This window comes from Anaeromyxobacter sp. Red801 (assembly GCF_049201065.2).
Lineage (GTDB): Bacteria > Myxococcota > Myxococcia > Myxococcales > Anaeromyxobacteraceae > Anaeromyxobacter.
This window is the reverse complement of the sequence record NZ_CM181236.1, coordinates 3804861-3818948: the sequence shown is the minus strand read 5'-3', so window position 1 is coordinate 3818948 and position 14088 is coordinate 3804861. Positions and strand designations below refer to the sequence as shown.

The 14088-nt window shown below is 77.6% G+C and carries 15 protein-coding genes and 1 pseudogene; 5 read left to right on the top strand and 11 right to left on the bottom strand.

Annotated features, from left to right (window positions below; all coding sequences use genetic code 11):
* Positions 1-119: 119 nt before the first annotated feature.
* The 4 genes and pseudogenes from ACOQFB_RS17600 to ACOQFB_RS17585 all read left to right on the top strand — a co-directional run bounded on the left by ACOQFB_RS17600 (position 120) and on the right by ACOQFB_RS17585 (position 4455).
* Positions 120-2633, top strand: coding sequence for an Rne/Rng family ribonuclease (locus tag ACOQFB_RS17600; RefSeq protein WP_421608950.1), 2514 nt, complete (start codon positions 120-122; stop codon positions 2631-2633).
* 131 nt (positions 2634-2764) lie between these two features.
* Positions 2765-3007, top strand: a pseudogene (locus tag ACOQFB_RS17595) (YhjD/YihY/BrkB family envelope integrity protein); the annotation flags it as partial.
* A gap of 85 nt (positions 3008-3092) precedes the next feature.
* Complete coding sequence (locus tag ACOQFB_RS17590) at positions 3093-3959, top strand: YhjD/YihY/BrkB family envelope integrity protein (RefSeq protein WP_494492299.1); 867 nt, start codon at positions 3093-3095, stop codon at positions 3957-3959.
* 145 nt (positions 3960-4104) lie between these two features.
* Complete coding sequence (locus ACOQFB_RS17585) at positions 4105-4455, top strand: HU family DNA-binding protein (RefSeq protein WP_059436920.1); 351 nt, start codon at positions 4105-4107, stop codon at positions 4453-4455.
* A gap of 69 nt (positions 4456-4524) precedes the next feature.
* Here the strand turns inward: ACOQFB_RS17585 and ACOQFB_RS17580 are convergent, their stop codons facing one another.
* The 11 genes from ACOQFB_RS17580 to ACOQFB_RS17530 form a co-directional block, all read right to left on the bottom strand.
* The gene (locus ACOQFB_RS17580; RefSeq protein ID WP_421609115.1) at positions 4525-6555 is read right to left on the bottom strand and encodes an FHIPEP family type III secretion protein; all 2031 of its coding nucleotides are present in this window, start codon (positions 6553-6555) and stop codon (positions 4525-4527) included.
* Complete coding sequence (locus tag ACOQFB_RS17575; protein WP_421608948.1) at positions 6555-7586, bottom strand: EscU/YscU/HrcU family type III secretion system export apparatus switch protein; 1032 nt, start codon at positions 7584-7586, stop codon at positions 6555-6557. The genes ACOQFB_RS17580 and ACOQFB_RS17575 overlap by 1 nt, the downstream gene beginning before the upstream one ends.
* Positions 7583-8359 carry a flagellar biosynthetic protein FliR gene (locus ACOQFB_RS17570; RefSeq protein WP_421608947.1) on the bottom strand — a complete coding sequence of 259 codons (777 nt, stop codon included), beginning with the start codon at positions 8357-8359 and terminating at the stop codon, positions 7583-7585. The genes ACOQFB_RS17575 and ACOQFB_RS17570 overlap by 4 nt, the downstream gene beginning before the upstream one ends.
* Complete coding sequence (gene sctS, locus ACOQFB_RS17565; RefSeq protein WP_421608946.1) at positions 8356-8622, bottom strand: type III secretion system export apparatus subunit SctS; 267 nt, start codon at positions 8620-8622, stop codon at positions 8356-8358. Before sctS ends, ACOQFB_RS17570 begins: the two co-directional genes overlap by 4 nt.
* A gap of 5 nt (positions 8623-8627) precedes the next feature.
* The gene (gene sctR, locus ACOQFB_RS17560) at positions 8628-9305 is read right to left on the bottom strand and encodes a type III secretion system export apparatus subunit SctR (RefSeq protein ID WP_421608945.1); all 678 of its coding nucleotides are present in this window, start codon (positions 9303-9305) and stop codon (positions 8628-8630) included.
* Positions 9302-9661, bottom strand: a complete 360-nt coding sequence (locus tag ACOQFB_RS17555; RefSeq protein WP_421608944.1) for a flagellar biosynthetic protein FliO — start codon at positions 9659-9661, stop codon at positions 9302-9304. The genes sctR and ACOQFB_RS17555 overlap by 4 nt, the downstream gene beginning before the upstream one ends.
* Entirely contained in the window at positions 9658-10632 is a 975-nt protein-coding gene (locus tag ACOQFB_RS17550) for a FliM/FliN family flagellar motor switch protein (protein ID WP_421608943.1), read from the bottom strand. Before ACOQFB_RS17550 ends, ACOQFB_RS17555 begins: the two co-directional genes overlap by 4 nt.
* A 123-nt stretch (positions 10633-10755) precedes the next feature.
* The gene (locus ACOQFB_RS17545; protein WP_421608942.1) at positions 10756-11082 is read right to left on the bottom strand and encodes a hypothetical protein; all 327 of its coding nucleotides are present in this window, start codon (positions 11080-11082) and stop codon (positions 10756-10758) included.
* The gene (locus tag ACOQFB_RS17540) at positions 11079-11798 is read right to left on the bottom strand and encodes a secretion protein (RefSeq protein ID WP_421608941.1); all 720 of its coding nucleotides are present in this window, start codon (positions 11796-11798) and stop codon (positions 11079-11081) included. The genes ACOQFB_RS17545 and ACOQFB_RS17540 overlap by 4 nt, the downstream gene beginning before the upstream one ends.
* 10 nt (positions 11799-11808) lie before the next feature.
* Positions 11809-12165 (bottom strand): hypothetical protein, encoded by a 357-nt coding sequence (locus tag ACOQFB_RS17535; protein ID WP_421608940.1) that lies wholly within the window; start codon positions 12163-12165, stop codon positions 11809-11811.
* Positions 12166-12175: 10 nt separating this feature from the next.
* Positions 12176-12616: a hypothetical protein gene (locus tag ACOQFB_RS17530; RefSeq protein WP_421608939.1), complete on the bottom strand. Its 441-nt coding sequence runs from the start codon at positions 12614-12616 to the stop codon at positions 12176-12178.
* A gap of 139 nt (positions 12617-12755) precedes the next feature.
* On the opposite strand from ACOQFB_RS17530, the gene ACOQFB_RS17525 reads away from it, so the two are divergent.
* Complete coding sequence (locus ACOQFB_RS17525; protein WP_059439420.1) at positions 12756-14072, top strand: peptidase MATCAP family protein; 1317 nt, start codon at positions 12756-12758, stop codon at positions 14070-14072.
* Positions 14073-14088 lie beyond the last annotated feature (16 nt).

Sequence of the window (14088 nt, the reverse complement as noted above, 5' to 3'; positions counted from 1 at the left end):
TTGAGCGCCAGCTCGACAGCAGATCCGACCCTCCCGGCTCCACCGGGACGGCCGCGATCGTGGCCCGCCGCTAGGGGCCTCGCTCTCCCCGCGCCTGAACGGGGCGAGAGAGGACCATCATGGCGGGCAACAGCATCCTCGTGATCAACGCGGCAGGCGCCGAGACGCGCGTCGCGCTGGTCGAGAACGGGACGATCCACGAGTACTACCTCGAGCGGAAGCGCGAGAAGGGGATCGTCGGGAACATCTACAAGGGCAGGGTGGTCCGCGTGCTCCCCGGCATGCAGGCCGCCTTCGTGGACATCGGCCTGGAGAAGGCGGCGTTCCTGTACGTCGGCGACGTGTACGGGGATCCGGACTTCTCCGAGGAGTTCGAGCTCACCGAGGGCGAGCACCGCGCCGAGGTGACCGACGTGCCGAGCGAGCAGGAGGCCGAGGAGGCCGAGCTGCGCGCGCGGACGGCGCCGGCCGAGCCCGCACCCGCGCCCGCGGCGGCCGAGGCTTCACCGGGCGTGGAGGTCGCTCCGGCGGCCGCGCCCGCCGAGGCGGCGCAGGGCGAGGCCGCGCCGGCCGAGGCGGCTCCGGTCGAGCCCGCCCCCGCCGACGCGGCGCCGGTGGAGGCGGCGCAGGCCGAGCCCGCCGCCGAGGAGCCGCCGCCCGCGCCGCTCACGCCCATCGCGCTCACGCAGGAGATCGGCATGGCGCCGGTGCCGGCGATCCCGGGCCTCCCGGTGCCGCCGCTCGCCGACGCGCCCGCGGCCGAGCCCGCCGACGCGCCCGCGGAGGCGGTGACCCCGGCCGCCGAGCCGGCCGAGCCCCCCGCTCCGGCCGCCGAGGCCGCGCCGGCGGAGACCGCGCCGGCGACCGAGGCCGCCCTGGCCGCCCCGGCCCAGCCCGAGAAGGACCGCATCCAGGCGCCCGCGCGCGACGCCGCGCGCGAGGCCCGCGGCGACCGCGAGCGCGATCGCGGCGACCGCCGCCGCGACGAGCGCGGCCGGCGCGACGGGCGCGAGGGCCGCGAAGGGCGGGAGGGCCGCGAGGGCCGCGAGGGCCGCGACCGCAACGGCCGGAACGGCCGCGAGGAGAAGCGCACCAAGGAGGCGAAGAACATCCAGGACCTCCTGAAGGAGGGCCAGGAGGTCATCGTCCAGGTCGCGAAGGATCCGATCGGCACCAAGGGTGCCCGCATCACCAGCCACATCTCGCTGCCCGGCCGGCACCTCGTGTTCATGCCGACGGTGGACCACATCGGCATCTCGCGGCGGATCGAGAAGGACGGCGAGCGCCGCCGGCTCCGCGAGATCGTGGACCGCATGCGCCCCGAGGGCACCGGCTTCATCGTGCGGACGGTGGCGGAGAACGTCGAGGCGGCCAAGCTCGAGGCGGACATCCGCTTCCTCATCCAGGTGTGGAACGAGATCATCCGCACCAAGGACAAGGTCTCGGCGCCCGCGCTGCTGCACGGCGACCTCGACCTCATCCTGCGCGCCACGCGCGACCTGTTCACCGCGGAGGTGGGCAAGCTCGTCATCGACGACCGCGACGAGTACGAGCGGATCCTGCGCTTCGTGCACGATCAGGCGCCGCACCTCGAGTCACAGATCGAGTCCTACCAGGGCGAGGAGCCGATCTTCGACGCCTACGGGATCGAGCAGGAGCTGAAGCGCGCGGCGCAGCGCAAGGTGTGGCTCAAGTCCGGCGGCTACATCATCATGGACCAGGCCGAGGCGCTCACGGCCATCGACGTCAACTCGGGCCGCTACGTCGGCAAGAAGAACCTCGAGGAGACGATCACCAAGATCAACGTCGAGGCCGCCAAGGAGATCGTCTACCAGCTGCGCCTGCGCAACATCGGCGGCATCATCATCATCGACTTCATCGACATGGACAAACCCCAGAACCGCGACAAGGTCTTCAAGGCCTTGCAGGACGCGCTGGGGCGGGACAAGGCCAAGACCAACGTCCTGAAGATCTCCGAGCTCGGCCTCGTCGAGATGACGCGCAAGCGCGTGCGCGAGTCGGTGACGCGGGTGATGAACGAGCCGTGCCCGTACTGCGACGGCCGCGGGCACGTGAAGTCCAAGATCACCATCGCCTACGAGATCTTCCGCGAGATCCGGCGCGAGGCGCCGCACTTCCCCGAGCCGGTGCTGGTCGTGAACTCCCACCCGGAGGTCGCGCGCATCCTGCAGGGCGCGGAGCGCGAGGAGCTCCGCTACCTGATGGATCGCTTCAACAAGACCATCCAGGTGAAGCCGCAGTCCGGCTACCACCAGGAGCAGTTCGACATCTACGGCCGGCAGGAACGCGCCGAGCAGGGCGGCGGCGCGGGCGGTGGCGGTGGAGGTGGCGGTGGAGGTGGCGGCGGCTCCGGCGGAGGCGGCTCCGGCGGCGGTGGCGGCGGCCGGGATCGGGATCGCGGCCGCGGCCGCGACCGGCGCGGCGGGCGCGGCGAGCGGAACGATCGCGGCGAGCGCAACGATCGTGGCGAGCGGAGCGACCGCGGCGAGCGGGGCGAGCGCGGGCAGCGCGAGGAGCGCGGGCAGCGCGAGGAGCGCGGCGAGCGCGGCGAGCGCGGCGGCGAGCCGCGCACGGCGCCCGAGGCACCGGCGCAGGGCGGCGAGAAGGCCTGAGGCGGGCCGTGCCGGCGCGCCTCGACCAGGGCTCGGGGGTGGCGAGGGTGGAGCGCGAGCTCCGCTTCGCCAGCACCGCGCTCCGGCTGGCGCTGCGCGTGGTGGAGGGCGAGACCGTGCGCCTGCGCGCGATGGCCCTCACCTACATCTCGCTGTTCGCGCTGGTGCCGGCGCTGGTGGTGGCGTTCTCGGTGGTGCAGGCGTTCACCGGGATGGACGCCATCTCCAGCCGCGTCCACGACTTTCTCATCCAGAACCTGGCGGTGGGCGCCCGCTCGTCCATCGAGCCGTACCTGGATCGCTTCATCCGGAACGCGCACGCCACCAGCGCGGGCGTGGTGGGCGGCGCGCTGCTGGTCTGGTCGGCGGTGACGCTGTTCACCAACGTCGATCACGCGGTGAACGACGTCTGGGGGATCCGGCCGCCGCAGCGTCACGCAGCAGGCGGTCACCTACTGGGTGGGCCTCACGCTCGGCCCCGTCCTGCTCGCGGCGTCCACCACGCTCGGCGCGTACACGCAGACGCTGCTCGCCAACACCGGCGTGCGCGCGCTGGTGGTGCTGAGCGGCACGCTGCTCAACTGCGCGTTCTTCGCCACGCTCTACCAGATCGTCCCGAACACGCGCGTGAAGCTCCGCGCGGCCGTGGTGGGCGGCGTCGCGGCGGGCGTGGCCTGGGACGTCGCGAAGTGGGGCTACGCGTTCGTGGTCGCCCGCATCTTCAAGTACCACGCGATCTACGGCTCGGTGGCGGCGGTCCCGATCTTCCTGTTCTGGCTGTTCGTCTCCTGGACCATCGTGCTGTTCGGGGCCCGGCTCGCGTACGTGGTGCAGTACGCGCGGACGCTCATGTCGCCGGCCCCGCGCGCCGACTCGGCCATCGCGCGCGAGATCCTGGCCGGCCGGACCCTGCTGCTGGTCGCGCAGGCGTTCGACCGCGGCGACGACGCGCCGGACCCCGGCGACGTGGCCGCGCGGCTCGGAGCGACCCCCGAGGAGGCGAGCGAGGCCCTGGGCGCGCTCCGCCTGAGGGGCATCGTGGTGTCGCTGGCCGACGGCGGGCTCGTGCCCGCCCGGCCGCTGGAGAAGATCACGCTCCTCGACGTCCGTCGGGCGGTGTCCGGGCGGGAAGCGCGGCCGGACGAGCGCGGCATCCTATCGGAAATACTGACGGATCTGGAAGCGAAGGCCGCCGGGCAGCTCGACGCGGTCACGTTCCGGGAGCTGTGCGACCGGGAGCGCGCCCGCGAGGCCGGCCATCGTGCCCCGGGAACGGGTGCCTCTGAAGGGGTGGATCCGACCGCCGCAGGCGACGCGCGCGCGTGAGCGGAAGCGGATCCCCAGGTCGGGGTCCCGCCCACCCAGACGCGCATGCCCGTGGAACCCTTGCTGATTTCGGAGCCTTCGGCTAGGCTCTCCCCATCCCGAGCGGCTTTCCAAGGGTGGGGGCCGTCAGCGAGCCGGAGTCCCGATGCTGAAGTCGGATCTCATCAACATCCTCGTCGTGAAGCGCGGTGTGACCCAGAAGCAGGCCGAGGCCACCATCGAGACGATCTTCGACTCGATGAAGGACGCGCTCTGCAAGGGAGAGAACATCGAGATCCGCGGGCTTGGCGCGTTCCACGTCAAGCACTACGACGGCTACCAGGGGCGCAACCCCAAGACCGGAGAGGTGATTCCGGTGAAGCCGAAGCGCGGGATCCTGTTCCGCACCGGCAAGGAGCTGCGCGACCGCGTGAACCGGCCGGAGCTGGGTGGCGCGAAGCCATCCCAGCCGGAAGGCGAGGGCCAGGGCACGCCCCCGGTCGCCGCCGGCGCGTAACCGCGCGGCTTTGCTCGATGGTGGCGGGGTCGGGCCGCGAGGCCGCGACCCCGCGCTGCGTTCCAGGGTTCAGGCTGCCAGCGCGACGCGTCCGAGCGGCCGGACCGTGAGCTCGGGCGGGAGCTCGTCGTAGGCGAGCACCGCCACGGCCGGCAGGCGGGGCGCGAGCAGGGTCCGGAGCGCCCGGCGGACGTCGGCGCTGGTCAGCACCACCGGCGGCGCCGCCTGCGCCTCCGCCTCGGCGCCGATGCGCTCCACCAGCTCCGCCGCCACGCGCGGATCGATCGCGAGCGCGTCGCCCGCGAGCCCCTCGCGGAGCACCTGCTCCGCGGCCGGATCCAGCAGCAGCGCGGCGAGCGGGCCCTCGCCCGCGTGGGCGTGCGCGAGGTGGCGGCGGAGCGCGCGCCGGGCGGCCTCGGCCAGCGCCGCCGGCCCGCGCCCCGCGCCGCCCGCCTCGAGCAGCGCCTCCAGGATCGTGCGCAGCGGCCGGATCGAGACGCCCTCCTCCACGAGGCGCCGCAGCACCTCCGCGAGCAGCGCGGGCGGGAGCTGCCGGCTCGCCTCGCGGACCAGCGCCGGCGCGCCGGGCTCGAGCCCGTCGAGCAGCGCCTGCACCTCCTGCACGCCGACGAGCTGCGACGCGTTGCGGATCAGCGCCGCCGCGGCGGCCGCGAGCGCGCGATCCAGCGGGCCACGCACCGCGCCCAGCGCGCCGGCGCGGGCCGCGTCCGCCGCGGCGACCACCGACACCGGCCGCCCGGAGAGCGGATCGCGCTCGGCCGCGGCGTCGATGCCCGCGAGCGCGAGCTCGTCCGGCGCGGCGAGGACCACCACCTGCCCGGCCGGCGCGGTGCCGCCGCCCGCCGGGATCTCGTCGATGAGCAGACGGTGGCCGCCGGCCGGGAGCGGGGCGGGCCGGAGCGCGATGGGCGGGGTGCGGACGCCGAGCGTCCGCCACACCGTCTCGCGCAGCGCCGCGAGCCCCTCCTGACCGGCCGGCGTCGCGGCCGCGGCGAGCAGGTCGTCCGCCAGCTCGAGCGCGAGCGGCGTCGCGCCGTCCGCGTCCGCGCCGGACGGGCCCGGCGCGCTCGCGGTCCCGGGCGCGGAGCGGGTCGCCGAGGCCGGTGCGCGCGCCCGCCGCGCGATCCACCAGGACGCCGCGCCCCCCGCGCCGGCGAGCGCCAGGAACGGCGCGGCCGGCAGCCCCGGCGCGAGCGCGAGCGCGCCGAGCAGCGCGGCCACCGCCGCGAGCGGCGCGGGCTCCGCGAGCAGCTGGCGCCCGATCTCGCCGCCGAGCGTCGCGCCCTCCTCCTCGGCCGCCACCCGCGTCACGGCGATGCCGGCCGCGACCGCGACGAGCAGCGAGGGGATCTGCGAGGACAGCCCGTCGCCGATGGCGAGCAGCGCGTACCGGCGCGCGGCTTCCCCCGCCGTCATGCCGCGCAGCATGCCGGCCACGAGCCCGCCGGCCACGTTGACGAGCACGATGGCGACGCCGGCGATCGCGTCGCCCTTCACGAACTTGAGCGCGCCGTCCATCGCGCCGTAGAGCTGGCTCTCGCGCTCCAGCGCCCGGCGCCGCCGCCGCGCCTCGGCCGCGTCGAGCGAGCCGGCGCGCAGGTCGGCGTCGATGGCCATCTGCTTGCCCGGGAGCGCGTCCAGGGTGAAGCGCGCCGCCACCTCGGCGACGCGCTCGGCCCCCTTCGCCACCACCAGGAGCTGCACCAGCGTCAGGATCGCGAACACCACCGCCCCGACCACGTGGTTGCCCTGGACCACCACCCGCCCGAACGCCTCGATGACCCGGCCGGCCTCGCCGCGCGAGAGCACGAGCCGCGTCGAGCTCACGTTGAGCGCGAGGCGGAACAGCGTGGTGAGCAGGAGCAGGGTCGGGAAGCTCGCGAACCGGAGCGCGTCGCGGGCGAACAGCGTCACCACCAGCACCGTCGCGGCCGCGGCCAGGTTCGCGGCGAGCAGCAGGTCGAGCACGCCGGGCGCGAGCGGCGTCACGAGCAGGAGCACGAGCCCCAGCACCGCGAGCGCGAACAGCGCCTCGCCGGAGGAGCGGAGGCGGGACAGCAGGGCGTGAACGGGGGTCATCATGGCTCGGCCTCCAGGCCGTACAGGTGTGCGAGGACCGCGGCGGCGGCCTCGTAGAGCGCCTCGGGGATCTCGTCGCCGACCTCGGCGAGGCGGTGCAGCGCCCGGGCGAGCGCGACGTCCCGGACCACCGGCACGCCGGCCCGCCGCGCGGCGGAGCGGATGCGCGCCGCTGCCTCGCCCGCGCCCTTCGCGAGGACGCGCGGCGCGCCGCCGCCGCGGCGGTCGTGGTGCAGCGCCACCGCGAGGTGGGTCGGGTTCACCACCACCACGGTGGCGCGGGCCACCGCGGGCGCCTCGAGGAGGGCGCGGTGGCGCCGCTGCCGCTCGGCGCGGTGCAGCGGATCGCCCTCGTCCTCCCGGTGCTCCCGGCGCACCTCGTCGCGCGTCATCATGAGCGCGCGGCGGTGCCGGCGGCGCACCAGGGCGAGGTCGAGCGCGCCGAGCACCGCGAACGCGCCCGCGAGGCGCCACGCGAGCCCGTCGAGGATCGCCGGGGTGCGCCAGAGCGCGGCCGGGCCGAGCCGCGGCAGCGCGGCGAGCGACGGGGCCGCGCCGGCGAGCCAGCCCCACGCCAGCGCGGCCAGCACGGCGGCCTTGGCGAGCCCCAGCGCGGCGGCCGCGAGCTGCGAGGCGGAGAGGAGGCGGCGCAGGCCGCGCGCCGGGTCGAGCCGCTCGAGCCGGGGCGCGAGCGCGGCGAGGGAGAGGCCCGGGCCGGCCTGCAGCGCGGCCGCCGCGGCGCCGGCGAGGAGGGCGCCGCCGCCTGCGGGCAGCGAGAGCCGCAGCACCGCCGACGCCGCCCCCTGGAGCGCGGCCGCCGGGCTCCCCGGCTCGCCGCCCGCCGCGGCGAGCGCCGCGCGGAGCATGGCGCCCAGCTCGGCGGCCGCGCCCGGCGCGGAGGCGGCCAGCGCCGCCAGCCCGCCGGCCAGCGCGGCCGCGCCGGTGAGCTCGCGGCTGACCGCCACCTCACCGCGCCGGCGCGCCTCGCGCAGCCGCCGCGGGGTGGGCTGCTCGGTGCGGTTGCCGCTCACGGCCGCCCCCCGGAGAGCACCGCGACCAGCTGGCCGGGGAGCGCGACCAGCGAGACCAGCCGGCCGGCGCCCGCGCTCGCGGCCGCCGCGAGCAGCGCCAGCCCCAGCGCCGCGCGCGCCGGCTGGGCGACGTTCACCGGGCCGAGCTGCGGCGCGACCCGCGCCGCCAGCGACAGCGCGAGATCGGCCGCGAGCACCCCCGCGGCGGCGGGCGCCGCCACCGCCACCGCGGCCGCCAGCAGCTCCGCCGACGCGTGCAGGACCACCTCGCGGGCCGCGCCCGCCGGGAACGGCGCCCCGGCCGGCAGCGTCGCGAAGCTTGCCAGCAGCCCGCGGAGCACCAGGCGGTCGCCGCCGCCCCACGCGGCCAGCACCACCACCCAGTGCGCGAGCAGGTCGCCGGAGGCGCTCTCGCGCTGGCGGACCGGCGCCACGTGGAGCTCGGCCAGCGTGGCGCCGCGGAAGGTGTCGGCGAGCCGCCCGGCGGCGCGGGCCGCCTCCACCGGCGCCGCCGCGAGCAGGCCCAGCGCGAGGCCGAGCGCCGCCTCCCGGGCCGCGGCGACCGCGAAGGCGATCCCGTCCGCCGGCCCCGCCGGCGCGCCCGCGGCGAGCGCCGCGGCGCCGCCCAGCCCGAGCGCGAGGCCCACCCGCGCCACCGGCGGCGCCATCGGGCCGCCCAGCAGCGGCGAGAGCATCACCACCGGCGCGAGCCGCAGCGCGTGCAGGAGCACGCCGGCGAGCCGCGGGAGGAGCTCCGGGGCGAGGTCGGTCACGGCGCGATCCGGGGCACGAGGGCGAGGCAGTCGGCGGCGAACCGCACCGCGCGGGCGCCGATCCACGGCGCGGTGATCGCGAGCGCGACCACCACCGCGACGAGGCGCGGCACCACGGCGAGCGTCTGCTCCTGGACCTGCGTCGCGGCCTGGAGCACGCCGGTGACGAGGCCGACCAGGAGCGCGGCGCCGAGCGGCGGGGCGGAGAGGGCGAGCACGAGGAGGAGCGCCTCGCGGCCCAGGTGGAGGAGCGCGGGATCCATCGTGATCACCCTGCGTACGAGAGCGCCAGGGCGCGGGCGAGGAGCCTCCACCCGTCCACGGCGACGAAGAGGAGCAGCTTGAACGGGAGCGCCACCGAGGTGGGCGAGAGCTGGGTGAGTCCGAGCGCGAGCAGCACGTTCGAGATCACCAGGTCCACCACCAGGAACGGCACGAACACCAGGAAGCCGATGGTGAAGGCCCGGCGCAGCTCCGACACCACGAACGCGGGCGCGAGCACCGCCAGGTCGTCCTCCGCCGGCGCGGCGGCGTCCGGGGCCCGGAGCCGCCGCGCGACGTCGAGGAAGGCCGCCCGGTCGTCGGGCCGCGCGAAGCGTGCGAGGAACGCCTTCACCGGCCCGGCGCCGCGCTGCAGGGCCGCCAGCGTGGCCGGGAGCCCGCGCTCGCCGGGCGCGGGCCGCGCCAGGGCGGCGGCCCGCTCGGCGACGGGCGCCATCACCAGCATCGTCAGCACCAGCGCGAGGCCGGTGACGACCGTGTTCGGCGGCACCTGCGGCGCGCCCAGGGCGGAGCGCGCGATCGACAGGACCACCGAGATCTTCAGGAACGAGGTCAGCATCACCAGCGCCGCGGGCACGAGCGCGAGCAGCGCGAGCAGCACCAGCATCTCGGCGGGCCGGTCGGCCACCGGGCCCGCGGACGGGACGAGGGCGAGGGCGTTCACGGCCGGCCTCCCGGGGCGGAGGCGGCGGGCGCGCCGTCGAGCAGCGCGACGCGGTCGGAGCCGAACCCGACCAGCAGCCGGCGCCCGTCCACCTCCACCAGCGCCAGGCCGGCGTCGCGCGAGAGCGGCGCGCGCGCCACCACCACCAGCGCGGGGGCGGGGCGCGCCGGCGCGCCGCGGCGGCGCGCCAGGACCGCGAGCGCGCCCACCGCGCAGGCGGCGAGCCCGCCGCGGGCGGCGGCGGAGGCCAGGTCGCCGGGGGCGCGGGAGAGGAGCAGGAGCACGCCGGCGGCGGCGAGCCCGGCGGCGGCGCGCGCGCCCGGCCGGGCGGGGAGCCCGCGGAGCCCGGCGATCACGGCGCCACCTCCAGCGAGAGGATGCGGACGCCCACCGCGCCCTCCACGTCCACCAGCTCGCCGCGCGCCACCGCCCGCTCGCCCAGCCGCAGGGTCACGAGCCCGCGCCGGTCGAGGTTCAGCGCCAGCACCGAGCCGGGCTCGAGCCGCGCCACCTCCGCGAGCGGGACGTCCACCCGGGCCAGCTCGACCTCGAGCGTCACCGGGAGCTGCGCATGCCGTTCGATCATCTCCGTCTCCTCCACGTGGAAGCCTTCGCCGTCGATCCGCCCGAGCGCCCGGAGCCCGCCGGGCAGGACCAGCGCGTCGCGCCCGTCCGCGGGCGGGTCCACCACCAGCACGTCGCCCGGCTCGAGCGCGTCGAGCTCGGCCGCGGTGAGCGCGGCGGCCCCGCGGCGCAGCGAGCCCGGCAGCGGGATGCGCCGGTCGAGGTCCGCCGGCCCGCGCAGCGCGCGGACCGCCGCGGGCGGCAGCAGGAGGCGGGCGTGGCCGCGGGCCGGCCCGGCCGTGATCTCGAGCTCGACCGCGAGCGCGCCCGCAGGCTCGGCGGTGGCGCGGGCGAGGCGCGGCGCGAGGCGCTCCTCCACCTCGGCGATCCCGCAGGCGCCGTCGAGCGCGGCGAGGGTGAGCAGCTCGAGTGCGGTCGCCTCCACGGGCGTGAGCGCCGCGGCCGGCGCGGGCGCGCCGTCGCCGCCCGCCATCCGGTCCACGAGGCGCACCACCAGCGCCGGCTCCACCTCGAGGATCGCGGTCCCGGGCAGCGCCGGCAGGTCGAGCGCGATCCGGGCGGCGGCGGTGCGGGGCCGCGCGCGTCCCGGCACCGGGCGGCCCGTCACCGACACCTCGGCGCCGACGAGGTCCGAGAGCGCGCGCGACGCCGCCTCGACGACCGCGGCGCCGAGCTGCCGGGGGGCGGACGTCAGCTCGGCGTGGCCGCGCGAGACCGCGGGGAGATCGAACGGAAGCGCCATGCGCGTCCGGACCTCCACCGTCCGTGCCAGGGCCCGTTCGCTCGGGCGGACGCGGGGTTGCGGCCCGGGGGCGGGCCGGCTCGCGTCCGCCCGGGAGGCGCCGGGTCCGCGCCGCGGCCGCGGTCAGCCGGAGAGCCGCTCCCGGCACAGGCGCACCAGGACCCCGGCCACGCCCCCCGGCGGAGCCCCGCCCAGGGCGAGATGGGCCAGCAGCCGGGCCACCTGCGGTCGCTCGGCGGCGGCCGCCGCCTCGGCCCGGGCGCGCCGCTCCGCCGGCGCGGGCTCGACGGCCGCCGCGAGCGCCTCCAGGCGCGCGCGGCCCGGGAGCCGGGCGAGGCGGGCGGCCTCCTCCGCGGCGGCGGGAGACGGTCCCCGCGCGAGGAGGGCCTGCGCACGCGCGGGCGCGAGCGCGGCCGCGGCGGCGGCGAGGCGCCGGTCGGCGGCGGTCACGACGGCTTCCCCCGGCGCCGGCGCCAGCCCGCGCCGCCGCCCACCGCGATCGCCGCCGCGCCGGCGGCCGCCGCGAGCGCGAGCAGCACCGGCGAGCGGCCGCGGCGCGGGGCGGGCGGCGGCGCGCTCGCCTGCGGCGCCTCGGCGAACACCACCGACACCGCCGCGGCGTCGAGCCCGTCCGCGGCCCCGGCCACCAGCGCCCGGAGCCCGGGCTCGAGCGCCCGCACCGCGGCGCACGCCGCCGCGCGGCACCGCACCAGCACCGCGGCCCGGGGCGCGGGCCGCTCGCCGGGCCGGAACGGATCCGCCTGCGGGAGGCCGAGGTGCACGCGCGCGCCCACCACCCCGTCGATGGCCTCGATGCTGCGCGCGAGCTCGCCGGAGAGCGCGTGGAGGTACATCGCGTGCTCCTCGGTGGCGGTCGGGACCATCGAGCCCTTCGCGAGCACGGCGTCGAAGCCGGCCGGGCGCTGCCGGGGGAGTTCGCGCTCGGCCAGCACCCGCCGGGCGCGCGAGGCGTCCGCCGCGGCGACCCGGACCTCCCAGCCGCCGTCGGCGCCGTCCTCGCGCGCCTTCTCCGCGGCGATGCCGCCCTCGTCGAGCGCGACGAGGACGTCGTTCGCCTGCGGCTCGTCGAGGCCGTGCAGGAGCGCCTCGCCGGAGCAGCCGGCGAGGGCGAGGGCGAGCGGGAGCGCGAGGGAGGCGAGGCGCATGGCGGGTCCTCTAGAGCTGCGTGTTGAGCGCCTGCTTCACGGCCTGGGCGCCCTGCTCGACCAGCTTGGCGGCGAGGTCCACGGTCTGGACCGTCCGGTAGGCCTCGGCCTGGAGCCCGAGCAGCTCCTGGGCGGTGAAGGTGCGGCCGGAGCGGGCGGCGGCGAGGACGGCGTCGAGCCGGGCCTGGGCGCGCTCGACCGCGGCGAGCGCGGCGGCGCCGGCGGTCGGGCGCGGCGCCTCGGGCGCGGGCGGCGCGGCCGGGGCGGGGCCGGCGCGCGCCTCGAGCGTCTTCGCGAAGCTCTGCTGCGGCGCGACCGCGGCGGCCGGAAGGGCCGGGGCGGCCGCGCCCACCGGGACGACGGGCATGGGGCGCTCGCTAGTGGATGTTCTGGATGGCGGCCCGGGCGCTGTCGTGCCGGACCTTCATCACGTTCGACACCGCGGTGAACTCGCGGCTCTCCCGCTGCATGTGCTCCTGCAGCTGGAGGTACTGGAGGTTGAAGGTCTGGGCCTCGCGCTGCAGCGTGCGGGTGGCGTCGAGGACGTCCCCACCCGCGGTGCCGCCGCCGGGCGATCCGGTGAGCCCGCCGGCCAGCGGGGACCCGGCGAGCGGCGAGCCGCCGGCGGCCGCGGCGCCGGAGCGGATGGCGGCGGACAGGATGGTGCCGCCCGGGATGATCGGGGCGGCGAGCTCGACGGTGGCGGCCACCCCGCGGACCAGCCCCTCGGCGGCGCCGCGCAGGGCGCTGTCGAAGCGCCCGGGCAGCGCGCGCTGGGTGCTGGTGGGGGCGACGTGGATCGACTCGATTCGGTTCATGGCGTGCGTCCTCCTCGGCGCGACCGACAGCAACGGCCGTGCCGCGGCGAAAGCGCCCGCCGGCGCGGGCCGCGGGCGAGCGCCACCGGCCGGCGCGCGACCGGGGCGGGCGGGCGGCGGACCGTGGTAACGTCCGCGCGTGCCGCCCGACGTGTTCCGCCGCGTCAGCGATGAGATCCTGCGCGCGCAGCGGCCCATCCGCGTGCTGCGGTCCATCAACTGGGACCCCGCGGTGCACGAGCGCTTCTTCCGGGGCGGCGCGCGCGAGCTGCCGAAGCCGGAGTACCCGCCGCTCGGCTTCGAGCCGGAGAAGAAGATCAAGGAGCTGCGCGCCATCCGGCGGCAGGTGCGCGGGAAGAACCCGGTGGAGGACCTGCTCCGCCGCAAGTGCGACGAGTTCATCGCGCTCGCCCGGCTCCTCGCCGCGCGCGGGACGAAGCGCTTCTACGAGCTCTCCCGCCGCATCTACGGCGACCCGCGCGATCGCTTCCCCGACCACAACGTGGACAACCTCGCCATCGCGCGCATGTGGGCCTCGCGCCCGCGCGCGCGCGACGAGGAGCTGGTCTACGACGCGGAGCAGGCGGCGGCCCGCGTGGCGGACATCTGCAACCCGCTGCTGGGCGGGCACGTGAAGGTCGCGGTCCGCACGCGGCTCACCGCCAACGCCGCCGCGGGCGGCACCAGCATCACGCTCCGCAAGGGCGCGCGCTTCTCCGATCGCCAGGTGCGCGCGCTCGCCCACCACGAGGGGCTGTGGCACGTGCTCACCTCGCTGAACGGCTACCGGCAGCCGCACCTGCCGGTGCTGGGCGTGGGGCTGCCCCGCCACACCGAGTCGCAGGAGGGCGGCGGCATCGTGGCCGAGTTCCTCACCGGCCACATCACCGACGAGCGCTACATCGAGCTGGGCGAGCGGACCATCGCCATCGACATGGCCGCGCGCGGCGCCGACTTCCTCGAGGTGTACCGGTACCTGCTCGCGCGCTTCCCGCCGGAGAAGGCGGCGCTCATGAGCGAGCGGGTGTTCCGCGGCGGGCTGCTGGAGGGCGGCGCGCCGTTCACGAAGGACGCGGCCTACCAGCGCGGCTACTGCCGCACGTTCAACTTCCTGCGCGCGGCGCTGGAGCAGCGCGACGTGGAGCTGGTGCGGGCGTTCCTGGCGGGGAAGATGAGCGTGGACGACGCCGAGCTGGTGCGGGACCTCGTGGAGGAGGGGATCTGCGTCGGCCCGGTCTACCTGCCGGAGTGGTTCATCGACATCGACCGGCTGAACGCCATCGCCACGCACAGCGTGACCATGAACCGCTTCTCGCTGCCCTCGGTGACGCGCTACTACGCGCGCCGCCGGGGCACGCGCCCGCCGGCCGAGGCGCCCGGGCGCGGCCGCGAGGCGGACACCGAGGAGGCGCCTGCGCGGCTCGCCGGCGCGGACGAGGGCGACCTCGGAGAGTGAGCGCGCGGCGCGGCCG